The organism is Acidovorax sp., from assembly GCF_016783915.1.
GTDB lineage: Bacteria > Pseudomonadota > Gammaproteobacteria > Burkholderiales > Burkholderiaceae_C > Acidovorax.
Genome location: NZ_JADHVT010000015.1, coordinates 33,011 through 54,894, shown reverse-complemented (window position 1 = coordinate 54,894; position 21,884 = coordinate 33,011). Strand labels below are relative to the sequence as shown.

19 protein-coding genes are annotated in these 21,884 nt (G+C 65.7%); 12 read left to right on the top strand and 7 right to left on the bottom strand.

What is annotated here, in order from left to right:
- The 3 genes from ISS20_RS05435 to bfr all read right to left on the bottom strand — a co-directional run.
- On the bottom strand, positions 1-1,530 hold a 1,530-nt coding region (locus ISS20_RS05435), incomplete at its 3' end, for a PepSY-associated TM helix domain-containing protein (protein WP_291434477.1).
- 134 nt (positions 1,531-1,664) lie between these two features.
- Positions 1,665-1,973 (bottom strand): hypothetical protein, encoded by a 309-nt coding sequence (locus tag ISS20_RS05430; protein ID WP_056061811.1) that lies wholly within the window; start codon positions 1,971-1,973, stop codon positions 1,665-1,667.
- 428 nt (positions 1,974-2,401) lie between these two features.
- Positions 2,402-2,878 carry a bacterioferritin gene (gene bfr / locus ISS20_RS05425; RefSeq protein ID WP_099729799.1) on the bottom strand — a complete coding sequence of 159 codons (477 nt, stop codon included), beginning with the start codon at positions 2,876-2,878 and terminating at the stop codon, positions 2,402-2,404.
- A 284-nt stretch (positions 2,879-3,162) separates the two neighbouring features.
- Here bfr and ahpC point away from each other — a divergent pair, with 284 nt between their 5' ends.
- From ahpC to ISS20_RS05385, 8 genes are all read left to right on the top strand, one after another.
- Positions 3,163-3,738, top strand: a complete 576-nt coding sequence (gene ahpC / locus ISS20_RS05420; protein WP_291434469.1) for an alkyl hydroperoxide reductase subunit C — start codon at positions 3,163-3,165, stop codon at positions 3,736-3,738.
- A gap of 162 nt (positions 3,739-3,900) precedes the next feature.
- Positions 3,901-5,514, top strand: coding sequence for an alkyl hydroperoxide reductase subunit F (ahpF, locus tag ISS20_RS05415; RefSeq protein ID WP_291434449.1), 1,614 nt, complete (start codon positions 3,901-3,903; stop codon positions 5,512-5,514).
- Positions 5,515-5,700: 186 nt separating this feature from the next.
- Positions 5,701-6,054 carry a hypothetical protein gene (locus ISS20_RS05410; protein ID WP_291434447.1) on the top strand — a complete coding sequence of 118 codons (354 nt, stop codon included), beginning with the start codon at positions 5,701-5,703 and terminating at the stop codon, positions 6,052-6,054.
- Positions 6,055-6,232: 178 nt separating this feature from the next.
- On the top strand, positions 6,233-7,510 hold the full coding sequence (locus ISS20_RS05405; protein WP_291434445.1) for a TolC family protein: 1,278 nt from the start codon (positions 6,233-6,235) through the stop codon (positions 7,508-7,510).
- Between the two features lie 36 nt (positions 7,511-7,546).
- The gene (locus ISS20_RS05400; protein WP_291434443.1) at positions 7,547-8,119 is read left to right on the top strand and encodes a hypothetical protein; all 573 of its coding nucleotides are present in this window, start codon (positions 7,547-7,549) and stop codon (positions 8,117-8,119) included.
- Entirely contained in the window at positions 8,116-9,246 is a 1,131-nt protein-coding gene (locus ISS20_RS05395) for an HlyD family efflux transporter periplasmic adaptor subunit (RefSeq protein ID WP_291434441.1), read from the top strand. Before ISS20_RS05400 ends, ISS20_RS05395 begins: the two co-directional genes overlap by 4 nt.
- A 9-nt stretch (positions 9,247-9,255) precedes the next feature.
- Positions 9,256-12,375 carry an efflux RND transporter permease subunit gene (locus tag ISS20_RS05390; RefSeq protein WP_291434439.1) on the top strand — a complete coding sequence of 1,040 codons (3,120 nt, stop codon included), beginning with the start codon at positions 9,256-9,258 and terminating at the stop codon, positions 12,373-12,375.
- Between the two features lie 72 nt (positions 12,376-12,447).
- Positions 12,448-12,846 (top strand): hypothetical protein, encoded by a 399-nt coding sequence (locus ISS20_RS05385; protein WP_291434437.1) that lies wholly within the window; start codon positions 12,448-12,450, stop codon positions 12,844-12,846.
- A 239-nt stretch (positions 12,847-13,085) separates the two neighbouring features.
- Here ISS20_RS05385 and ISS20_RS05380 read toward each other — a convergent pair whose 3' ends face one another.
- The gene (locus ISS20_RS05380) at positions 13,086-13,907 is read right to left on the bottom strand and encodes a pyruvate, water dikinase regulatory protein (protein ID WP_056061884.1); all 822 of its coding nucleotides are present in this window, start codon (positions 13,905-13,907) and stop codon (positions 13,086-13,088) included.
- Positions 13,908-14,171: 264 nt separating this feature from the next.
- On the opposite strand from ISS20_RS05380, the gene ppsA reads away from it, so the two are divergent.
- The 4 genes from ppsA (at position 14,172) to ISS20_RS05360 (ending at position 19,706) form a co-directional block, all read left to right on the top strand.
- The gene (gene ppsA, locus ISS20_RS05375; RefSeq protein WP_291434434.1) at positions 14,172-16,562 is read left to right on the top strand and encodes a phosphoenolpyruvate synthase; all 2,391 of its coding nucleotides are present in this window, start codon (positions 14,172-14,174) and stop codon (positions 16,560-16,562) included.
- Positions 16,563-16,615: 53 nt separating this feature from the next.
- Positions 16,616-16,960, top strand: a complete 345-nt coding sequence (locus ISS20_RS05370) for a sodium/substrate symporter small subunit (RefSeq protein WP_291434475.1) — start codon at positions 16,616-16,618, stop codon at positions 16,958-16,960.
- A complete protein-coding gene (locus tag ISS20_RS05365; RefSeq protein ID WP_291434432.1) occupies positions 16,953-19,049 on the top strand; it encodes a VC_2705 family sodium/solute symporter in 2,097 nt (698 codons plus the stop codon). Before ISS20_RS05370 ends, ISS20_RS05365 begins: the two co-directional genes overlap by 8 nt.
- Positions 19,050-19,172: 123 nt before the next feature.
- A complete protein-coding gene (locus ISS20_RS05360) occupies positions 19,173-19,706 on the top strand; it encodes a hypothetical protein (RefSeq protein ID WP_291434430.1) in 534 nt (177 codons plus the stop codon).
- Positions 19,707-19,845: 139 nt separating this feature from the next.
- Here the strand turns inward: ISS20_RS05360 and ISS20_RS05355 are convergent, their stop codons facing one another.
- From ISS20_RS05355 to ISS20_RS05345, 3 genes are all read right to left on the bottom strand, one after another.
- Entirely contained in the window at positions 19,846-20,205 is a 360-nt protein-coding gene (locus ISS20_RS05355) for an FKBP-type peptidyl-prolyl cis-trans isomerase (RefSeq protein ID WP_056061897.1), read from the bottom strand.
- Positions 20,206-20,353: 148 nt separating this feature from the next.
- Positions 20,354-20,662, bottom strand: a complete 309-nt coding sequence (locus ISS20_RS05350) for a winged helix-turn-helix transcriptional regulator (RefSeq protein WP_056639856.1) — start codon at positions 20,660-20,662, stop codon at positions 20,354-20,356.
- A 205-nt stretch (positions 20,663-20,867) separates the two neighbouring features.
- Positions 20,868-21,770 carry a LysR family transcriptional regulator gene (locus tag ISS20_RS05345; RefSeq protein ID WP_291434423.1) on the bottom strand — a complete coding sequence of 301 codons (903 nt, stop codon included), beginning with the start codon at positions 21,768-21,770 and terminating at the stop codon, positions 20,868-20,870.
- Positions 21,771-21,884: the final 114 nt, after the last annotated feature.

The window sequence follows — 21,884 nt, the reverse complement described above, 5'->3', positions numbered from 1 at the left end:
GCTGGCCCACACCCATTCGCCCGCCGGCAGCGTGACGCCGAGGTGGGTGTGGGTGGTCAGGGCGTTGATGACAGGAAGCAGCGCCCACACCAGCCCCGCCGCGCCCAGCGGCACCGACCAGCCCATGCGGCTGGGCCGCACCACGGCGCGGGCCAGCGCCCACAGCAGGGCCAGGCCCCAGGCGCTGAAGAACCAGGCCAGTTCCACATCGGCCCGGCCCTCAGCGTTCAGCGGGATCAGGCGGTTGGAGGCGATGTACACGCCGCAGGCCAGCGGCAGGCCCGCCAGCGTGGCAATGTTGATGGCTGCCACCAGGCGCTCGCCAAACGGCGCCTTGGTGGGTGCGACGCCCGCCCTGTTGTCTTTACTGGCGGCGATCCCTGTGCGGCTGGCCTGCGTCTGCGACTTGGCGCTGCGCTTGACCGACCACAGCACCATGCCGGTGGCGATCATCAGGCTGCCCAACACGCCAAAGCCAAACAGCGCCCAGCGCAGGCCCACATCGGCAAACCGCGCCATGTGCAGGCCGTACAGCACGCCGTAGGTCTTGACGGCAGGGCCGGTGGCATCGGCCTGGTCCAGCCACTGGCCGGTGGGGGCATCAAACAGCAGGCGCGGCGGGCGGTATTGCAGGCGGTCGCCCTCGTGGCGGGTGACTTCGACCACGGCGCGGCCCTTGGCATCGCGGCGTGCCTGCACGCTGCCAATGCGCCCGCCGTCCCAGCGGGTGCGGGCCTCGGCCAGGATGGGCGGCAGGGCGATGGCGGGCAGGGGCTCCACCTTGTCGCCGGGGCCGCGCCGGGGGCGGCTTTCGGCCTTCTCGCCCTGCAGGTCGGCAAAGTACGCGTTGGAGTCCACGCCGTTCTCACCCTGGTAGGCCGTGGCAATGCCCGCAGGCATGTACAGCGTGTGGAAGATCATCAGCCCGCTGAAGGTGATCATCAGATAGAAAGGCAGCACCAGCACGCCGGTGACGTTGTGCGCGTCTAGCCAGGCGCGCTGCCCGCCCTTGGCGGGGCGGAAGGTGAAGAAGTCCTTGAAGATGCGGCGGTGCGTGATCACGCCCGAGATCAGCGCCACAAACATCAGCATGGTGGCCACGCCCACCACCCAGCGGCCCTGCAAGGTCCAGCGGCCCTTTTGCGCGGTGCGCAACTCGAAGTGAAAGCGGTAGAAGAAGTCGCCGCCCATCGTCTGGCGGGTGTCGATGGCCTCGCCGGTCTGCGGGTGCATGCGCAGCGTTTCGAAGCGGCCATTGCCCGTGTCGCGCCACAGGATGTTGACGGCGGGGTCGCGGTCGTCGGGCAGGTGCATGATCCACTGCGTGACGTTGGGCACCCGGCGCACCAGCGCGTCCAGGGCTTTTTGCGCTACCTGCGGATCGGTGGCATCCACCGGCTGCAGTCCATGCATCTCGGGGCGCATCCACAAGTTGAACTCGTTCTTGAAGAACGACAGCGTGCCGGTCAGGAAGATTGCAAATAGCAGCCAGCCCAGGATCAATCCGGCCCAGGTGTGCAGCCAAGACATGGCCTGGCGGAATCCTTCGCGGTCGCTGGGCGCCTTGGGCTTCTTGGTTGAGCGTGCTGCTTCAGCCGCGGTGCTGGCCACGGTGGCTGCAGGGGCACGTTCTGCCGGGGGACGGGAGGGGAGTGTGCTGCTGGTCATGCCGCTGCCTTCATCCAATGCGGTGCCGTGGCGCAGGCGCCCAGCACCAGTGCGGGCAGCAGCGTGCCACCCCAGGCGCCCCAGGCGGTGCGTGTGTAAAAAGCCCAGCCAGCGGCGGTGGCATACACCACCCACGAGAGCATGGTGGCCGTGAGCACAGCCTCAACGCGGGGCATGCATTGCGCTAGCAGGAGCGACAGCGCCGCCGAGAAGCCTGCCGCCAGTGCGTAGCCGCCCCCTATCGCCGCCACGGCGCGGGAGGTGATGGCCAGCCGGTAGCGTCCATTGACGCGGGTGGCCTTCATGGCAGGGCCCGGGGAGACCCGGGAGTGTATGTGGGCAAGGGCCCCGCAAGGCAGGGGCGGGACGTACGGTGCGGCATCAGCAAAGAGCTCCAGACAGGTGTGTGGGTACAAAACGCACAAACGCTGGCTGCAACGGGCGGCTGGAGCCGGGCTGACTGGCTTGCTGGCGGGCTCGGGAATCAGGGTGTCACTGAACCCGGCCGCTGGTGGTAGGCTGACATTCTACTTTTGTTGAGAAGCATTCGCATTTGTGTTGCGGGAATTTTCTTCCGTTGATGTGCACTTGCAACAACCCGTGATTGCTGGGGGCATGGCAACACGGGTGGGGCATCTCAACAGCTGCAGCGCACAGGCACAAAAAAACGGGCCGAAGCCCGTTTTGATTTTTTGTGCCCGCTTTCGTGGACCATTCTGGTGAATCCGTGGCGTTACTCCACATCGCCCATCTGCGACTGCAGGTAATTTTGCAGGCCTACCTTGCCAATCAGGTCGATCTGGGTTTCGAGGAAGTCGATGTGCTCCTCGGTGTCGTCCAGGATCTTTTGCAGCAGGTCGCGCGATACATAGTCACGCACGCTTTCGCAGTGGGCGATCCCATCCTTGATAGTGGCTTGGGCACCTTGTTCGGCGCGCAGGTCGCAGGCCAGGATCTCTGGCACGTCTTCGCCGACCTGGATCTTGGCCAGGTCCTGCAGGTTGGGCAGGCCGTCCAGCGTGAAGATGCGGTCCATGAGCCAGTCGGCATGCTTCATCTCGCCGATGGATTCTGAATATTCCTTCTTGGCCAGCTTGTCGAAGCCCCAGTGCTTGAGCATGCGGTAGTGCAGGAAGTACTGGTTGATGGCCGTGAGTTCGTTCTTGAGCTGGGCCTGCAGATGGCCAATGACCTGTGCGTCACCTTTCATGGGGACTCCTTGTAGTGTGTGAATTGGGCGTCGATTGTCGTGACCCGTATCCAGCAGCGCAAGGCAAGCCCCTGCGGCGGCGCGCGGGCTGCGTGTGATGCTGAGAGGCGTTCGCGTTCACATCCGGCGTGCCCCGTGGCGCACCAGGGTTGTCATCGGGAGGTCGCACAGGGCGTTGTATAGTAATTGGCAATTGATTCAATGCAATCAATTAATTGGATTGATGGCTGAGAAATGCCTAAACTTCAGTCCTGTTCAGTCAACCAACCACAAAGGAAACAGCAATGTCCCTGATCAATACGCAAGTTCAGCCCTTCAAGACCACCGCTTTTGTCAACCGTGACGGCAAGGGTGAATTCATCGAAGTGACCGAAGCCAGCCTGAAGGGCAAGTGGTCCGTGCTGATCTTCATGCCTGCAGCCTTCACCTTCAACTGCCCCACCGAAATCGAAGACGCTGCCGACAACTACGCTGAATTCCAGAAGGCCGGTGCCGAGGTCTACATCGTGACCACTGACACCCACTTCTCGCACAAGGTGTGGCACGAAACGTCCGACGCCGTGGGCAAGGCCAAGTTCCCCCTGGTGGGCGACCCAACGCACCAGCTGACCAACGCTTTCGGCGTGCACATTCCTGAAGAAGGTCTGGCACTGCGTGGCACGTTCGTGATCAACCCCGATGGTGTGATCAAGACCATGGAAATTCACTCCAACGAAATCGCCCGCGACGTGTCGGAAACTCTGCGCAAGCTCAAGGCTGCCCAGTTCACCGCCGCCAACCCTGGCCAAGTTTGCCCCGCCAAGTGGAAGGAAGGCGCCAAGACCCTGACGCCTTCGCTGGACCTGGTCGGCAAGATCTAAGCATTCGCTTTTCTCGGCCTCTGAAGCCGGACACCGTCATGGCGCCTGTGCGCCGTGCCGTCCGGCTTTTTTACGCCCGGAAGTTGAGATGCAGGCTTGAACTGCAGCCCGTTTGGCTTCAACCTCCCAGACAACACAACTCGAATTTCAAAGGACACCACCATGCTCGACGAACAACTCAAGACCCAACTCGCCGCCTATCTGGAGCGCGTGCAGCAGCCGTTTGAGCTGGTGGCTTCCCTGGACGACAGCGAGACAGCGCGCGACATGCGCGAGCTGCTGACGACCATCCAATCGCTGCGCAGCGACAAGATCACCCTGCGTACCGACGGTAACGATGCACGCAAGCCATCGTTCAGCCTGCAGCGCGTGGGCGCCACCAACTCGCTGCGTTTTGCTGGCCTGCCACTGGGCCACGAGTTCACCTCGCTGGTGCTGGCCCTGCTGTGGACCGGCGGCCACCCGCCCAAGGTCGAGCAGGACGTGATCGATTCGATCAAGGCCCTGGACGGCGACTTCAACTTCGAGGTCTACATGAGCCTGACCTGCCACAACTGCCCGGACGTGGTGCAGGCGCTGTCGCTCATGGCCGTCGTCAACCCGAAGATCAAGACCACCGTGATCGAAGGCGGTGCCTTCCGGCAGGAAGTGACCGAGCGCGAAATCATGGCCGTGCCCATGGTGTTCCTGAACGGTCAGGTGTTCGGCTCGGGCCGCATGACCATCGAAGAGATCGTCGCAAAGCTGGACACCGGCTCCGCCGCCCGCGAAGCCGCCAAGCTCAGCGCCAAGGACCCGTATGACGTGCTCATCGTCGGTGGTGGCCCCGCTGGCGCAGCAGCAGCTGTGTATGCCGCCCGCAAGGGCATCCGTACCGGCGTGGCGGCCGAGCGTTTTGGCGGCCAGGTCAACGACACGCTGGCGATCGAAAACTACATTTCGGTGCTGGAAACAGACGGCCCCAAGTTCGCCGCCGCGCTCGAAGCCCACACCCGCGCCTATGGCGTGGACATCATGAACCTGCAGCGCGCCGATAAGCTCATCCCCGCCGCGCAGCCCGGTGGTTTGATCGAAGTGCAGCTGGCCAACGGCGGCTCGCTCAAGGCCAAGACGGTGATCCTGTCCACCGGCGCCCGCTGGCGCAACGTGAACGTGCCAGGCGAAGCCGAGTACAAGAACAAGGGCGTGGCCTACTGCCCGCACTGCGATGGCCCGCTGTTCAAGGGCAAGCGCGTGTCGGTGATCGGCGGCGGTAACAGCGGTGTGGAAGCGGCTATCGACCTCGCTGGCGTGGTGGCCCACGTCACGCTCATCGAGTTTGCCGACCAGCTCAAGGCCGACGCCGTGCTGGTCAACAAGCTCAAGAGCCTGTCCAATGTGACCATTCACACGAACGCGCAGACGACTGAGATCACCGGCGCCGATGGCAAGGTCAACGGCCTCAAGTACAAGGACCGCGCGACCAACGTGGAGCACACAGTGCAGCTGGAAGGTGTGTTTGTGCAGATCGGCCTCGTGCCCAACACCGAATGGCTCAAGGGCACGGTGGAGCTGTCGAAGTTTGGCGAGATCATCGTCGACTCGCATGGTCGCACCAACATCCCCGGCGTGTTTGCTGCGGGCGATTGCACCACGGTGCCGTTCAAGCAGATCGTGATTGCAGCAGGAGATGGCTCCAAGGCAGCACTGAGCGCGTTTGACCACCTGATCCGCATGCCAGTGGTGGCTGAAGGGGCCAAGGCGCAGGTAGTGCAGCCCGAGGCGGTTGCTGCTTGATGTCATGCAGGGGATGGGGCGTATGCTGCCCTCGTCCCTGCAGGTAGGGCGCCTGCCGCGTGAATCCAGCTGCGGATTCAGGCCTGGGGCCTTTTGCCACTCAATCACCCAAAGTCCCTTGGGCTGATTCGGGCGATCCGCTGTTTTTGTAGGGGTTCTACAAACCTCCCTAGAATCCGGCTGCCCATGCGCCGCTTGCTGTTGATCTTCCTGTTGGTGTTCATGCCGCTCCAGTCCATCTGGGCGGCTGCTTCGCCTTATTGCGGGCATGAAACGGCACCGCAAGCCTCGCACTTTGGCCACCATGTGCACGATCATGTGGCCGATGAATCCCCTGCCCATCCATCCAAGACATCCAGTGCCACCCCGGTGGACATGGACTGTCACGCCTGCCATGGCGCGGGTAGCGGTCTCGCGCACAGTCCCGGTGACCACGCCATCGTGGTGACTGCGGCACGCCCGCCGGGCCAGGCTGCACCAGCCTGGCCTCCAGCGCCGCTATCACGCCCCGAACGCCCCAACTGGTCCGTCCTCGCCTGAGCGGCGAGGCGGGGGCTCCGGGCTGTCCCGTTTCCATTTTGTTGATGGTGTTGAAGAGCTGCCTTTCGAGGCAGTCGCGACCCGCGCGCTGACGCCTGCGCGCGCCGCTGATCGGCTCCTCCTCCCATCACGCCTCGCCGATTTCAACCTGTGGCCCTGGCCACTGCAGAGGAATCGGATGCAACCAACGAAACAACGACAACACACGCCCATCGCCGCGCTGGTGGTGATGGCGCTGGGCTGGGTGCTGGGCAGCAGCGCTGCGCAGGCCCAGACCACAATCCCCGGCACAGCGCCGCTCACACTCCAGGCCCTGTTTGACCAGGCCTGGAACCGCCAGCCCGAAGCGCAGTCTGCAGCTTTGCGGCGCGAGGCCGTGCAGGCCACACGCAGCGTCGCAGCGGCCTGGACGGCCGAGCCCATGGCGCTGGAGCTGTCCACCAAAACCGACCGCCCTGGCAGCAACCAGGGCAGCCGCGAAGCCGAAGTGGGTCTGGCCCTGCCGCTGTGGCTGCCCGGCGAGCGCGCCCGCAAGGCCGCGCTGGCCGACGCCGAAGCGCAGGCGCTGGACAGCCGCCAGCGCGCCGCGCAGCTGCAACTGGCCGCCACCGTGCGCGAAGCGTGGTGGGGCGCGCAGCGCGCGCAGGCCGATCAGGCACTGGCGCAAGACCGGCTGCTGAACGCGCAGCGCCTGGCCGCCGACGTGGCGCGCCGCGTGCGTGCAGGCGACCTGTCGCGTGCCGACCAGGCGCAGGCCGACGGCGCCGTGGCCCAGGCCGAAGCCGCCATGGCCGAGGCCCAGGGCGCGCGGGACGCAGCGCAGGCCGCACTGGCCGCCTGGGGCGTGCAGGCCGCGCCCACCCTGGCGCTGGCGGACGGGGCCGAGCCCGAGCCCCCCGTGCCCGATGCCACGGCAGCCGCTGCCCAGCACCCAGCGGCGGCCGACTGGCAGGACCAAGCCGAGGTGGCCCGCCGCGCCGCCGACCTGGCCGCCGTGCAAACCCGCGCCAACCCCGAGCTGACGGTGGCCGCCACGCGCGGCCGCGAGCAGGCGGGCGACCGCTACCAGCAGACCTTCACCGTGGGCCTGCGCATACCCCTGGGCGGGGGCGACCGTGCGCAGGCAAAACAGGCTACAGCACGCGCCGATGCCATCGATGCCGAGGCGCGTGCTGCCGTGGAGCAGAGGCGCCTGGCCGCCGACATCGCCGCCGCCGTGGCCCGCGTGAAGGCCACGCAGGCCCAGCGCGATGCGCTGGCACGGCACGCGGTGCTGGCGCAGGGCACACGCGGCTTTATCGACAAGGCCTTCCGCTTGGGCGAAGCCGACGGCCCCACACGCCTGCGTGTGGAGCTGGAGGCCGCCCAGGCTGAACGCCAGCTGGCTCGCGCCCGCATCGACGCAGCGGCCGCCATCTCCCATCTGCGCCAGGCCCTGGGCCTGCTGCCGCAATGAACTCCCTGTGAATCCCGACCAATTTTTAAGACAACCATGACACTCTCTTCCGCTTTCTCCACACTGGGCCTGGCCCTGCTGCTGGGCTTGCTACCGCCGACAGCGCTGGCCGATGCTGGCCACGACCATGGCGAAGCCCCCGCCGCCGCAGCGGGCACAGCCCTGCCGCGCTTTGCCGCCACCTCCGACCTGTTTGAACTCGTGGGCGTGCTCGACGGGCAAAAAATCGCGCTCTATCTGGACCACGCGGGCGACAACAGCCCCGTGAAAGACGCCCGGCTGGAGCTGGACATTGCGGGCACCAACGTGCCCTTCACCCGCGTGGCCGAGGGCGAGTTCCAGGCCACCCTGGCTGCGCCGCTGGCCGAGGGTGTGAGCCCCGTCACCGCCACCGTGGCCGCAGGCAATGAGACTGACCTGCTCGCAGGCGAGATCGACCTGCACCCCGCCGCCCACACCGATGCCGCACCCGCAGGCCTGGCCCGCCGCACTGTGCTGATCGCAGGCGCCGTGGCCGCCGTGCTGCTGGCGCTGGTCGGTGTGTGGGGTTTGCACCGGGGCCGTGCTGCCCGCATGGGCAACAACCAGCGCGTGGGAGGTGCAGCATGAAGCGATTGACTCCCATGCCCAAGGTGTTGGCCCTGCTGATGGCCGCCGTGCTCAGCGCGCCCCTGCCAGCCCTGGCAGGCCCCGGCCACGACCATGGCGACGCGCCACCGGCGCCCGCCGGCAATGGCACCAGCCGCCAGCCCGACGGCAGCGTGTTTCTGCCCAAACCCGCACAGCGCCAACTGGGCGTGCGCACTCTGGTGACGGCCGCCGGGCAGCACGCTAGGGCTTTTGAACTGGCCGGCACCGTGGTGATGGACCCCAACGCAGGCGGTAAGGTGCAGGCCGTGCTGGCCGGGCGGCTGGAGGCCGGGCCCAAGGGCCTGCCCGGCGTTGGCCAGGCGGTGCGCAAGGGCGAGGTGCTGGCCTATGTGGTGCCCACGGCGGGCGCCATCGAGCGCTCCAACCAACTGGCCCAGCAGGCTGAGTTGCGCGCTGCACGCGACCTGGCTGCGCGGCGCGTGGCGCGCCTGACGGAGCTGGCCGACACCGTGCCGCGCAAGGACATCGAGGCTGCCGAGAGCGAGCTGCAAAGCCTCACCCAGCGCCTGGGCGCCGTGGGCGCGGGCCTGGCCACACGCGATGCGCTGGTGGCCCCGGTGTCGGGCGTCATCGCTTCGGCCAATGCCGTGGCCGGGCAGGTGGTGGATGCGCGCGAGCTGGTGTTTGAGGTGGTGGACCCATCGCGCCTGCGCATCGAGGCCCTGGCCTACGACCCGGCGCAGGCGCACAACGTGGCCGGTGCCACGCTGGCCGTGGCCGGGCAGCGCGTGCCACTGCGCTTTCTGGGCGCGGCGCGCAGCCTGCGTGATCAGGCGCAGCCGCTGCAGTTTGCGGGCGACTCGTCTGCGCTGGGCAACTTGGCTCACTTGGCAATAGGCCAACCCGTGCGCGTGTTCGTGCAGTCCACCGACAAGGTCGATGGCGTGCAGGTGCCCGCTGCCTCGCTGCTGCGCAACCCGGCCAACCAGACCATCGTCTGGGTCAAGGAGTCGCCCGAGCGCTTTGTGCCCCGGGTGGTCACGGCGGTGCCGCTCGATGGCACCTCGGTGGCCGTGACCTCGGGCCTCCAGCCCGGCGACCGCGTGGCCACGCAGGGCGCCACGCTCATCAACCAGGTCCGCTAAGGAGTCACGATGTTCAAGTGGCTTCTCGAAAACAGCCTGGTCAACCGGCTGCTGGTGCTCATCGCCGCCGCCGTGCTCATGGCCTACGGCGCCTTCACGCTCTCGCGCACGCCGGTGGACGTGTTCCCGGACCTCAACAAACCCACCGTCACCCTCATGACCGAGGCGGGCGGCATGGCCGCTGAAGAGGTGGAGCAGCTCATCACCTTCCCGCTGGAGACCACGATGAACGGCCTGCCCGGTGTGGAGAGCGTGCGCTCCACCTCCAGCGCGGGGCTGTCGTTCATCTACGTCACCTTCGACTGGAGCACCGACATCTACCGCGCGCGCCAGATAGTGTCGGAGCGCCTGTCGTCCATGGAAGAGGGCCTGCCCAGTGGCATCACGCCACGCATGGGGCCCATCAGCTCCATCATGGGCGAGATCATGCAGGTGGCCATCCCCATCGACGCGGGCAAGACCACGCCCATGGCCGTGCGCGAATACGCCGACTGGGTGCTGCGCCCGCGCCTCATGGCCATCCCCGGTGTGGCGCAGGTCATCCCCATTGGCGGCGAGGTGCGCCAGTTCCAGGTGCTGCCCGACACGGCGCGCATGGCGGCGCTGGGCATCACGCACGACCAGCTCACGGGCGCGCTCAAGGGCTTTGCGGCCAACACCTCGGGCGGGTTTCTAGAGCTGGGCGGGCGCGAATACCTCATCCGCCACCTGGGCCGCACCTCGCGGCTCGAAGACCTGCAGAACCTGGCCCTCACCGCCAAAAACGGCCAGAGCGTGCTGCTGCGCCAGGTGGCCGATGCCACCTTTGCCGCCGCCACCAAGCGGGGCGATGCGGGCTTTGAAGGGCAGGGCGCCGTCATCCTGGGCATCCAGAAGCAACCCACGGCCGACACCATCGGCCTCACGCGCAGCATCGAGGCCGCGCTGGTGGACCTGAAGAACTCGCTGCCCGCAGGCATGGAGTCGCCACGCGTCACCTTCCGCCAGGCGAGCTTCATTGAGGCCTCGGTCACCACGCTGCAGGGCAAGCTCATGGGCGCCTCGGTGTTCGTAGCGGTGATTTTGTTCGTATTCCTCGGCACGCTCAGGCCCACGGTGATTGCGCTCACGGCCATCCCGGTGTCCATCTTCATCACGGCGCTGGTGTTCAAGTATTTCGGCCTGTCCATCAACACCATGACGCTGGGCGGCCTGGCCATTGCCATCGGCGGCCTGGTGGACGACGCGGTGGTCGATGTAGAAAACGTGCTGCGCCGCCTGAAGATGGACCGCGCCAAGCACCCCCACCACCGCCTGCACGCGATCGAGGTGGTCAAGCTCGCGTCCATGGAAGTGCGCTCGGGCATCCTGTATGCCACGGCCATCATCGTGCTGGTGTTCTTGCCGCTGTTTGCACTGCCGGGCATCGAGGGGCGGCTGTTTGTGCCGCTGGGCATTGCGTTCATCGTGTCCACGCTGGCCTCGCTCTTGGTGTCGGTCACCGTCACGCCGGTGCTGGCCTTCTACCTCCTGCCGCGCATGAAGAACCTGGACCATGGCGACACCCGCGTGGTGGCCTGGCTCAAGGCGCGCTACCGCAACGGGCTCTCGGCCGTGCTGGCGCGCCCACGCACGGCCCTGGCCGTGAGCGCGGTGGCGGTGGCGCTGTCGGCAGCGGCGGTGCCGTTCTTCCCCACCACCTTTCTGCCGCCGTTCAACGAAGGCACTTTGCTCATCGGCATGCGGCTCAACCCCGGCGTCACGCTGGCCGAATCGAGCGCGCTGGCCCGCCAGGCCGAGGTGCTGGTGCGCCAGGTGCCCGAGGTCACGCACGTGGGGCGGCGCAGCGGCCGCGCCGAGCTGGATGAACATGCCGAAGGCGTGCACGTGAGCGAGCTGGACGTGGGCCTGCTGCCTGCGGCCCAGCTCAAGCGCAGCATGGCCGAGGTGCAGGCCGACATCCGCAGCCGTCTCGCGCACCTGCCTGCGGCCATCGCCATTGGCCAGCCCATCTCGCACCGCATCGACCACATGCTGTCGGGCGTGCGCTCGCAGATCGCCATCAAGCTCTTTGGCGACGACCTGGACACCCTGCGCGGCCAGGCCGAGGCCCTGCGCGCGCGGCTGGCGGGCATCCCCGGCCTGGCCGACCTGGAGGTGGAAAAGCAGGTGCTGGCGCCGCAGATCACCGTGCGCGTGGACTACGCCGCCGCTGCACAAATGGGCGTGCCCGTACCCCAGGTGCTGGCCGCGCTGCAGACGCTGGTGGAGGGCGAGAAAGTGGCCCAGGTGGTGGAAGGCAGCCGCCGCTTTGCGCTGGTGGTGCGCCTGCCCGACAGCGCACGCTCCATCGACGGCCTGGCGCGTGTGCTGATCGACACGCCCCGTGGCCCCGTGCCCCTGTCGCGCCTGGCCACCATCGAAGAGGGCGACGGCCCCAACCAGATCAGCCGCGACGACGGCAAGCGCCGCATCGTGCTGTCGGCCAACGCGCAGGGCAGGGCGCTGTCCGACGTGGTGGCCGACATCCGCCAGGCCGTGGGCGTCACCCGCTTGCCCGAGGGCTACTTCATCACCCTGGGCGGCCAGTTCCAGGCGCAGGAAGAAGCCAGCCGCCTGGTGGGCCTGCTGGCCATCGTCTCGCTGGTGCTGATGTTTGTGGTGCTCTATACGCGCTACCGCTCGGCCACGCTGTCGGCACTCATCATGGTCAACATCCCGCTGGCGCTGGTGGGCGCGGTGCTGGGGCTGTGGGTGTCGGGCCAGCCGCTGTCGGTGGCGGCGCTGATCGGCTTCATCACGCTGGCGGGCATCTCTGTGCGCAACGGCATTTTGAAGGTGAGCCACTACCTCAACCTCATGCGCGTGGAAGGCGAGCGCTTTGACACCGCGATGATCGTGCGCGGCTCGCTGGAGCGCCTGAGCCCCGTGCTGATGACCGCCCTGGTCACCGCCTTTGCCCTGGCCCCGCTGCTGCTGGAGGCCGAACGCCCCGGCACCGAAATCCTGCACCCGGTGGCCGTGGTCATCTTCAGCGGCCTCATCAGCTCCACGCTGCTCGACACCTTCCTCACCCCGGCCCTGTTCTGGCTGTTTGGCCGCAAAGACGCCGAACGCCTGCTGGACGACAAGAACGCCGAGGCGTTCTGAGCTGGTTTTCCTTTTCTTTTTTTGCTCCCTTTGTTTGTTTGCTTTTTTCATCCCCCCTTTGAAAGGACTCCTGTGAAAACCACCCGCCAACTTTTCGCCGCCCTGGCCCTCGCAGCTGTGGCCACCACCGCCGCTTACGCCGCTGGCGACCACGGCGCAGGCCACGACCACAAGCCCCAACACGGCGGCATCGTGGCCGAGGCCAACGACATGGACTACGAACTAGTCGCCAAACCCGACACCATCACCCTGCACCTGCGCGATCACGGCAAACCCGCCAAGACCGAGGGCGTGAGCGCCAAGCTCACCCTGCTCAACGGCACCGAAAAATCGGAGGCTGTGCTGGCGCCCGCAGGCGAAGGCAAGCTCGAAGCCAAGGGCGCTTTCAAGGTGGCCTCAGGTACGAAGGTGGTGGCGCTGGTGACGCTGCCCAGCAAGAAGGCCGCGAATGTGCGGTTTGCAGTGAAGTAGGGGCGGCTTAGAAGGAGGGGCTGTGGCCCCTTGGACTGCCGGTAGCCGCTGCGCCTCGTGGGCCCTGCAGTCCTTGAGTGCAGCGGGCTTTGGGTAAAAACGGGCGCATGCGCTAGTGAATTATGTGTTTATAGCTATCAAATTCATAGCTATTCGGATGGGGCTGCTGGACCCATAAGCTCCGAGTCTGGGGGCGAACACCGTCTCGGTAATTAGCTTGGTTGATGCGATCGCCGGGGTCAATACACCAGCCGCTCGGGTCGCACTTCCTGCAGGATGGTGGTGGCGATCTCTTCGATCGACTTGGTGGTGGTGGACAACCACCGGATGCCCGCGCGGCGCATCATGGCCTCGGCCTCGGCCACTTCGGCGCGGCAGTTCTCGATGCTGGCGTATTTGGAGTTGGGGCGACGCTCGGCGCGGATCTCGGCCAAGCGGTCGGGGCTGATGGTCAAGCCAAAGATCTTGCTGCGAAACGGCACCAGGGCCGGGGGCAGCTGGCGGCGCTCGAAATCCTCGGGGATCAGGGGGTAGTTGGCGGCTTTCAAGCCACATTGCATGGCCAGGTACAGGCTGGTGGGGGTCTTGCCGCTGCGGCTCACGCCCACCAGGATCACGTCGGCCCCCGCCAGGTCGCGGTTGCTCTGGCCGTCGTCATGGGCCAGGCTGAAGTTGATGGCCTCGATGCGGTCCGTGTATTCCTTGCTGCGGCTCACGTCGCTGAAGCGCCCCACGCGGTGGTGCGACTTGATGCCCAGTTCTTCCTCCAGCGGGTGCACAAAGGTGCCGAACATGTCCAGCAGCATGCCCTTGCAGCCCTCCTGGATGACCTTGAGCACGTCCATGTTGACCAGCGTGGTGAAAACGATGGGCTTCTTGCCCTCGACCTCTGCGGTGTGGTTGATCTGACGCACCGCCTGGTGCGCCTTGTCCACGGTGTCGATGAAGGGCAGGCGCACATGGCGCGGCTTCATCTCGAACTGGGCCAGTATGGCGTTGCCGAAGGTTTCGGCGGTGATGCCGGTGCCGTCAGAGACAAAAAATACGGTGCGCGAGTGCATGGAGCCCCTTTTTTTGGATGCGGCTTGCGCCAGCCGGGTGGACACCACAATGAAGTGGCGATTCCCCGATTTGCGTCAGTCGCGTGAAAGCGTCAGCCCGTTGCCAGATGCGCGGGCCTACAATTGTCACAATTATCCAATTCTCACCATGCACACCGTCGGCCTACAACCACAACGACAAAGCTGCAGCCTGTGCATGGCCGCTCGCCCATCGCTCTCAGGGGGCAGGCGCGCAGACCCGGTTTCAACTTCTGGAGCTTTCCCATGTCTGCACTTTTCAGCCCGACCGCCCTGGTCGTACCGTTTGAAAACCTGAGAATGACCGATGTCGAGGCCGTTGGCGGTAAAAACGCCAGCCTCGGCGAGATGATCTCCCAGCTGCCACAGGGCGTGCGCGTGCCTACGGGCTTTGCCACCACCGCCCACGCGTTCCGCGAGTTCCTGGCTTACGACGGCCTGGCCGACCGCATCAGCGCCAAGCTCAAAAGCCTGGATACCGAGGACGTGCGCGCCCTCGCACAGGTCGGTGCCGAGATTCGCGCCATGGTCGAGGCCCAGCCTTTCCCGGCTGACCTGCAAAAGGCCATTGCCGACGAATTTGCCAAGCTGAGCGCTGGCAACCCCGCGGCCTCGTTTGCCGTGCGCTCGTCGGCCACTGCGGAGGACCTGCCCGACGCTTCGTTTGCTGGCCAGCAGGAAACCTTCCTGAACGTGGTGGGCATCGACGAAGTCATGCACAAGATGAAGGAAGTGTTCGCGTCGCTGTACAACGACCGCGCCATTTCCTACCGTGTGCACAAGGGCTTCGAGCACGATGTGGTGGCCCTGTCAGCCGGTGTGCAGCGCATGGTGCGCTCCGACCTGGGCGCCGCCGGCGTGATGTTCACCATCGACACCGAATCCGGCTTTGAGGACGTGGTCTTCATCACCAGCAGCTACGGCCTGGGCGAGACGGTGGTGCAGGGCGCCGTGAACCCCGACGAGTTCTACGTGCATAAGCCCATGCTCCAGGCAGGCAAGAAGGCGCTCATCCGCCGCAACCTGGGCAGCAAGCTGATCCAGATGGTGTTCTCCACGCCTGAGGAAAAGGCCGCCAGCGGCAAGCTGGTCAAGACCATTGATGTGCCCACCGAGCAGCGCAACCGCTACTCGCTGACCGACGCCGACGTGGAGCAACTGGCCCGCTACGCGCTGGTGATCGAGCAACACTATGGCCGCCCCATGGACATCGAGTGGGGCAAGGACGGCACCGACGGCCAGCTCTACATCCTGCAGGCCCGCCCTGAAACCGTGAAAAGCCAGGCCAAGGGCCAGGCCGAGCTGCGCTACAAGCTCAAGGGCCACGGCACCGTGCTGGCCGAAGGCCGCGCGATTGGCCAGAAGATCGGCACCGGCCCCGTGCGCCTGGTGCACAACATCTCCGAGATGGACAAGGTCCAGCCTGGCGACGTGCTGGTGACCGACATGACCGATCCCAACTGGGAGCCCGTGATGAAGCGCGCCAGCGCCATCGTCACCAACCGGGGTGGCCGCACGTGCCACGCCGCCATCATTGCGCGCGAGCTGGGTATCCCGGCCGTGGTGGGCTGCGGCGACGCGACCGAGCGTCTGAAGGATGGCACGCTGGTCACGGTGAGCTGCTCCGAGGGCGACACGGGCAAGATCTACGACGGCCTGCTCGAAACCGAAGTCACCGAAGTACAGCGCGGCGCGATGCCCCCCATCAAGACCAAGATCATGATGAACGTGGGCAACCCCCAGCTGGCCTTTGACTTCGCCCAGCTGCCCAACGAGGGCGTGGGTCTGGCGCGGCTCGAGTTCATCATCAACAACAACATTGGCGTGCACCCCAAGGCGATCCTGGACTATCCGCAGATCGATGCCGACCTGAAGAAGGCTGTGGAATCCGTGGCCCGCGGCCACGCATCGCCCCGCGCGTTCTACGTAGACAAGGTCGCAGAAGGTGTGGCCACCATTGCTGCCGCCTTCTGGCCCAAGCCCGTCATCGTGCGCCTGTCGGACTTCAAGTCCAACGAATACCGCAAGCTGATCGGCGGCAGCCGCTACGAGCCCGAGGAAGAGAACCCGATGTTGGGCTTCCGTGGTGCAGCGCGTTACATCAGCGAAGACTTCGGTGAAGCCTTTGCGATGGAGTGCGAGGCGCTCAAGCGCGTGCGCAACGACATGGGCCTGACCAACGTGCAGGTGATGGTGCCCTTTGTGCGTACGCTGGGCCAGGCCGAGCGCGTGACCAAGCTGCTGGCTACCCACGGCCTCTCGCGTGGCAAGGACGACCTCAAGGTCATCATGATGTGCGAGGTGCCCAGCAACGCCATCCTGGCTGACCGCTTCCTGGAGTTCTTCGACGGTTTCTCCATCGGCTCCAACGACCTGACCCAGCTCACCCTGGGCCTGGACCGCGACTCGGGCCTGGAGCTGCTGGCGCAAGACTTTGATGAGCGTGACCCCGCTGTCGAGGCACTGATCCACCAGGCCATCAAGGCCTGCCTGGCCCAGGGCAAGTACATCGGCATCTGCGGCCAGGGCCCCAGCGACCACCCTGACTTTGCGCAGTGGCTGGCCAAAGAGGGGATTTCGTCGATCTCGCTCAACCCTGACAGCGTGATTGCCACCTGGCAGCAACTGGCAGGCTGACGCACCGACCGGGCTGCCATGTGCTGACAGCACCACTCGCCACCGCGCCCGTGATGCCGTTGCAGCAGTCCGCTACCCGCCCCGCCGACGCCGAGATGGCGGGGCCGTTTCCCCCCGACTTGCACGACGTGCGCCACCTGTGGCTCAAGGCAGGTTTGCTCCTGCTGTGGGCCCTGGTGTCGTTTGGCGCCACCTATTTTGCCCGCGACCTGCAGGTGCTGGTGTTGGGTGGCTGGCCCCTGGGCTACTGGATTGCGGCCCAGGGCGCCGTGCTGGTGTTCATTGGCATCGTGGTCGCTTACGGCTGGGCCATGAACCACTTCGAGCGGCAGGACCAGCAGCACCGCGAGGCGCTGGAGCTTTCCGCTCCTCCGACTGAAGACCGCTCCCATGGCTGAGCGCAAGCCAAGCAGTGCAGAGGCAGACCGCGCCTATTTGTGGCGGCTGCACCGCATCCTGGCGCTCTATGTGGCGGGCGTGCTGGGTTTTCTGGCCCTGATGACCTGGGCTGAGCACCAGGGTCTGTCGCGCCACTGGATCGGCCCGATCTTCTTGTTCCTCACCGTGATGGTGTATGCGGGCATCGGCGTCTATGGCCGCACGACGGACCCCGAGGACTACTACGTGGCCGGGCGGCGTATTCCGCCCATGTACAACGGCATGGCCACGGCGGCCGACTGGATGAGTGCGGCGTCGTTCATCAGCCTGTCGGGCGCGCTGTACCTGCAGGGCTTTTCGGGCACGCCGGGGCAGGCCGGTGGCCTGGCCTATCTGCTGGGATGGACGGGTGGATTTTGCCTGGTGGCCATGCTGATTGCGCCACACCTGCGCGCCATGGGCCTGTACACCATTCCCGATTTTTTCCATGTGCGTTTTGGCGGGCGCTGGCCGCGCGTCATTGCTGCGCTGGCCGCCGTCTTGTGCTCGTTCACTTACGTGGTGGCGCAGATCTACGGGGTGGGGCTGATTGCCTCGCGCCTCACCGGCGTGCAGTTCGAGATCGGCATCATGCTGGGCCTGGGTGGGGTGCTGCTGTGCTCGTTCCTGGGCGGCATGCGGGCCATCACCTGGACGCAGGTGGCGCAGTACGTAGTGCTTTTGCTGGCGTTCATGATTCCCGTGTCGTGGCTGGCATACAAGCAGCTGGGCAACCCGCTGGCGCCACTGGTGTATGGCGCTCAGATCAGCAAGATTGCCGACCTGGAGGCACAGCTGCTCGACTCCCCTGCAGAGCACCAGGTGGTGCAGGCCTACCTGCAGCGCGCCAAGGACTTCGAGGCGCGCTTGCAAGATGTGGAAGCGGCCCTGGAGCGCGAGCGCGAGAAGGGGCGCGAGCGCATCCGTGCCCTGCGTGCCCAGAACGCCGATGTGGGCCTGATCGTCTCCGCCAGCCGCGAGCTGGCCGCGCTGCCCCGCGATGCCGCGGCGGCCCGCGAGCGCTGGACCCGCGAAATGCGCGAGAACTATGAGCGCGCACGCCCACTGGGTGGGCTGCCACCCCATAGCCAGGCCTACGCAGGCGACCCCAACGGCACACCCGAAGAGCAGCGGGACTACGAACTCACGCGCCGCAATTTTCTGGCGCTGATGTTCTGCCTGATGGTGGGCACCGCTGGGCTGCCCCACCTGTTGACCCGCTACTACACATCGCCTACGGTGTCGGCGGCGCGTGCGTCGGTGGGCTGGTCGTTGTTTTTCATTGCGCTGCTGTACCTCAGCGCGCCTGCGCTGGCGGTGCTCGTGAAGTTCGAGGTCATGCAGAACCTGGTGGGCAGCAGTTTTGAGGCCCTGCCCACCTGGATGGCGCAGTGGGCGCGGGTGGACAGCTCGCTGCTGTCGGTGGAAGACGTGAACGGCGATGGCCTGATCCAGTTTGGCGAGATCCGGCTGGGGGCCGACCTCATCATGCTGGCCACGCCCGAACTGGGCGGGCTGCCGTATGTAGTGTCGGGCCTGGTAGCGGCAGGGGGCCTGGCAGCGGCGCTGTCCACGGCCGACGGCTTGCTGCTCACCATCAGCAATGCGCTCGTGCGCGACCTGTACTTTCAGGACACGCGCCGCCAAGCGTCGCCCGAGCAGCGGGTGATCCTGACCAAGTTCACGCTGCTCGCCGTGGCCCTGTCGGCCGCGTTTGTGGCGGCGCTCAAGCCGTCCGAAATCTTGCCCATGGTGTCGGCTTCGTTTTCGCTGGCGGCATCCGCCTTTGTGCCGGTGATGGTGCTCGGCATCTTCTGGCGTGGCACCACGCGGCAGGGCGCGGTGGCGGGCATGTTGGGCGGGCTGGCCATCACGGTGTACTACATGCTGTCGCACGTGCCTGCCATGCAGATGCTGCCGCGCTGGCTGCTGGCCGACGGGTTGTGGTTTGGCATCCAGCCCATTTCAGCCGGGGTGTTTGGTGTGCCGTGTGGCTTGCTCGTCACCCTGGTGGTCAGCTGGATCACCCGGCCCCCGCCGCCGCTGCCACGCATCCGCTCGGAGATGTGAGGGGCCGATGCCGCCAGGGGTTATGTGTAAACCCCGATTTGCAGAGTTGCCAAAACATGGGATTCTGGTTTGCAGGTGATAGCTTTGCGGCGGTCCCCACCATTGCTCACTACTAGGAGACTCATGGTTCTCGTCAAAACCCCCGCTGGACAGGAAGCACTCAAGGACCGTCATGGCAGCCTGAGTTCGCGCCAGCGCTCGGCCTTCATTCTTTTTGATGGCAAGCGCACCACGGGGGAGATTCTGGCGGCCACAGCGGCCATGGGCATCACGCAGGATGACGTGCAGTCCATGATCGCCCAGGGGCTGCTGGCGCCGGTGGGGGGGCACACGTCAGCCGCAGCCGTGACCCCCGTTGCCAGCAGCGCAGCCCCTGCTGCCCCTGTCGCCGCCGCGTTGGCAGAAGCTCCAGCCACCGATCTGGGGACAGTGGCATCGCCGTTGGAAGGCTCTGGACGTTCGCCCATGGAGCGCTACCAGGCGGCCTACCCGATAGCGACCGAGCTGACGGCGGCGCTGGGCTTGCGTGGGTTTCGCCTGAACCTGGCGGTGGAGGGCGCGGGCAGTTTTGAAGACCTGGCTGCCCTGGCCCCCAAGATCCGTGAGGCGGTGGGGGATGCCAAGTTCGAGCGGCTGGACAAGGCGCTGTTTGATTGAGGCCACTGGGTTGTGGCGCCGCGTTGATTTGTAGGAACGTTGGAGCCCGTGAGTTCATCTGCTCACTCGCGTGATGCGTGGACATGAAAAAGCGGCCCGTGGGCCGCTTTCGTTTTGTGGGACAAGCAAGGGGCTGCGATCAGCGACCCACCTTGAGCAGTTCCACGTCGAACTTGAGTGTGGCGTTCGGGGGAATCACACCGCCCGCACCACGTGCACCGTAGCCCAGGGCGGCAGGGATGATCAGGGTGCGCTGGCCACCAATCTTCATGCCTTGCACGCCTTCGTCCCAGCCCTTGATGACCATGCCGGCGCCCAGTGCAAATTCAAAGGGGTCGTTGCGGTCACGGCTGGAGTCGAACTTGGCACCTTGTTCACCGTTGTTGTACAGCCAGCCGGTGTAGTGCACCGACACGTTCTGGCCTTTGGTGGCTTCGGCGCCTTCGCCCACGGTGGTGTCTTCGTATTGCAGGCCGGATGCGGTGGTGGTCAGTGCCATGGGAATTCCTTGTTTGCTATTAAAAATATAGCTTTAGGCGCTTGTATTGTTGGCGCTTGAAGCTAATTTGACCCTCATTTTAGCGAAAGCCCCGCTCGGAAGTCCGGCGGGGCTTTTCCCTGGGGGAGCAGGGGGGAAGCTGAGGGGCTCAGGCCTTCTTGGCGCGGCCTGCGACCCAGCGGGTGGCAAAGGCCTGCACGTCCGACAGGCGCTTGAGCAGGTCAGCGCCCGAGGGAGTGACGGTGTAGCCGTCGCTGCCATGGTCCACAAAACCGGCTTCGCGCAGCTCTTTGATGCGTGTGTTGAGCGTGTTGGGGGTGATGCCACCGACACTGTCCTGCAACAGGCGGAACGTCTGGGGGTGGCCGTCCTTCAGGGCCCACAGCACGCGCAGCGCATAGCGGCATTCAAGTCGCTCGAAGAGCTGGTTGATGGAAGCATTTTCTTTGGAGCTCATGGACGCTTCTCCTCGCGCAAGTGTTGGATCTGGATTCAGTGCGGGTGGCCGTCAAACGGGCCCGCTGATGCGCTGAGACTATAGCGCGGAACCCATTTTGCTACAAGTTTAGTAGCTCAGAACGCACAGCACACATGCGCTAGTGGCGAAAAATACGATGTTGCGTATCAAACTGTTGCGACAGGGCCACGGTTTTTGGGCCTCTTCAGGCGCGTCCCAGCCCCGCCAGATGCCCCACCAGCAACTGGGCCGCAGGGGGCAGCCACTGGGCGCTGCGGTAGCAGATGGCAAAGCGCCGCTGGGCCCAGGGGTCGCTCAGCGGGACGATGCGCACCGGTGCCAACTGGGCAAACGGCTGGGCCACTTCGCGCGGCACCACGCTGATGGCCAGGTTGGCGCGCACCACCCGCAGTGCGGCGTCAAAGTTGGACACCAGCACGCGGTGGGCCAGCATTTTTCCCTCCACCGCAGCGGCCCGCGCCAGCAGCACCTGCACTGCACTGAGCGCGGGCATGCTGACGAATTCGTGCTCCAGTACGTCGGCAAACCGCACGCTCTGCAGCTGGGCCACGGGGTGCGACTCGTGTGCCACCACAGCCAGGTGGTCGCTGCGGTAGGCGTTGGTTTCCAGGCCCGACAGGTCGGCTGCGTCCCAGCAGATGCCGATGGACGCGCTGCCGTCGCGCACGCCTTGCACCACGTCCGGGCTCACGCGTTCCTCCAGGCTGATCTGGATGTTGCGGTGTGCCGGGTCTTGCAGAAAGGCCGCCACATCGTCGGCCAGCGACTCGGCCATGACCGAGGCTGTGACCAGCATGCGCACATGGCCCCGGGTTCCGGTGGCGTAGGCCGCCATGTCGCGCTCGATCTGCCCCACGCTGGCCAGCATGGTGCGGGCGTGCTCCAGCAGTGTCTCGCCCGCCGGGGTGGGTGCCACACCCCGTCGTTTGCGCACTAACAGTTGGGTGCCCACGGCGTCTTCCAGCTGCGCCAGCCGTTTGCTGATGGCCGAGCCCACGATGGACTCCTGCTCGGCCACACGCGCAATGCTGCGCTGCTCGCACACGGCGGCAAAGAGGCGCAGGGTCTGAAGATCCAGGTCACGCATGGCAACCCTCCAGGGTTTTGATGTTCCGTTTGGGAATGTTATGGCTTCCGAGATGTATTTTGTGATTCATTCGGGAATTTTTAAAATCTTGCCCAGACCGACCCGAAAGAAACA

Excerpts from the sequence above, each read along its gene's own strand:
- ISS20_RS05430 (WP_056061811.1), bottom strand. The coding sequence starts at position 1,973 with ATGAAGGCCACCCGCGTCAATGGACGCTACCGGCTGGCCATCACCTCC.
- bfr (WP_099729799.1), bottom strand. The coding sequence starts at position 2,878 with ATGAAAGGTGACGCACAGGTCATTGGCCATCTGCAGGCCCAGCTCAAG.
- ahpC (WP_291434469.1), top strand. The coding sequence starts at position 3,163 with ATGTCCCTGATCAATACGCAAGTTCAGCCCTTCAAGACCACCGCTTTT.
- ahpF (WP_291434449.1), top strand. The coding sequence starts at position 3,901 with ATGCTCGACGAACAACTCAAGACCCAACTCGCCGCCTATCTGGAGCGC.
- ISS20_RS05410 (WP_291434447.1), top strand. The coding sequence starts at position 5,701 with ATGCGCCGCTTGCTGTTGATCTTCCTGTTGGTGTTCATGCCGCTCCAG.
- ISS20_RS05405 (WP_291434445.1), top strand. The coding sequence starts at position 6,233 with ATGCAACCAACGAAACAACGACAACACACGCCCATCGCCGCGCTGGTG.
- ISS20_RS05400 (WP_291434443.1), top strand. The coding sequence starts at position 7,547 with ATGACACTCTCTTCCGCTTTCTCCACACTGGGCCTGGCCCTGCTGCTG.
- ISS20_RS05395 (WP_291434441.1), top strand. The coding sequence starts at position 8,116 with ATGAAGCGATTGACTCCCATGCCCAAGGTGTTGGCCCTGCTGATGGCC.
- ISS20_RS05390 (WP_291434439.1), top strand. The coding sequence starts at position 9,256 with ATGTTCAAGTGGCTTCTCGAAAACAGCCTGGTCAACCGGCTGCTGGTG.
- ISS20_RS05380 (WP_056061884.1), bottom strand. The coding sequence starts at position 13,907 with ATGCACTCGCGCACCGTATTTTTTGTCTCTGACGGCACCGGCATCACC.
- ppsA (WP_291434434.1), top strand. The coding sequence starts at position 14,172 with ATGTCTGCACTTTTCAGCCCGACCGCCCTGGTCGTACCGTTTGAAAAC.
- ISS20_RS05370 (WP_291434475.1), top strand. The coding sequence starts at position 16,616 with ATGCCGTTGCAGCAGTCCGCTACCCGCCCCGCCGACGCCGAGATGGCG.
- ISS20_RS05365 (WP_291434432.1), top strand. The coding sequence starts at position 16,953 with ATGGCTGAGCGCAAGCCAAGCAGTGCAGAGGCAGACCGCGCCTATTTG.
- ISS20_RS05360 (WP_291434430.1), top strand. The coding sequence starts at position 19,173 with ATGGTTCTCGTCAAAACCCCCGCTGGACAGGAAGCACTCAAGGACCGT.
- ISS20_RS05355 (WP_056061897.1), bottom strand. The coding sequence starts at position 20,205 with ATGGCACTGACCACCACCGCATCCGGCCTGCAATACGAAGACACCACC.
- ISS20_RS05350 (WP_056639856.1), bottom strand. The coding sequence starts at position 20,662 with ATGAGCTCCAAAGAAAATGCTTCCATCAACCAGCTCTTCGAGCGACTT.
- ISS20_RS05345 (WP_291434423.1), bottom strand. The coding sequence starts at position 21,770 with ATGCGTGACCTGGATCTTCAGACCCTGCGCCTCTTTGCCGCCGTGTGC.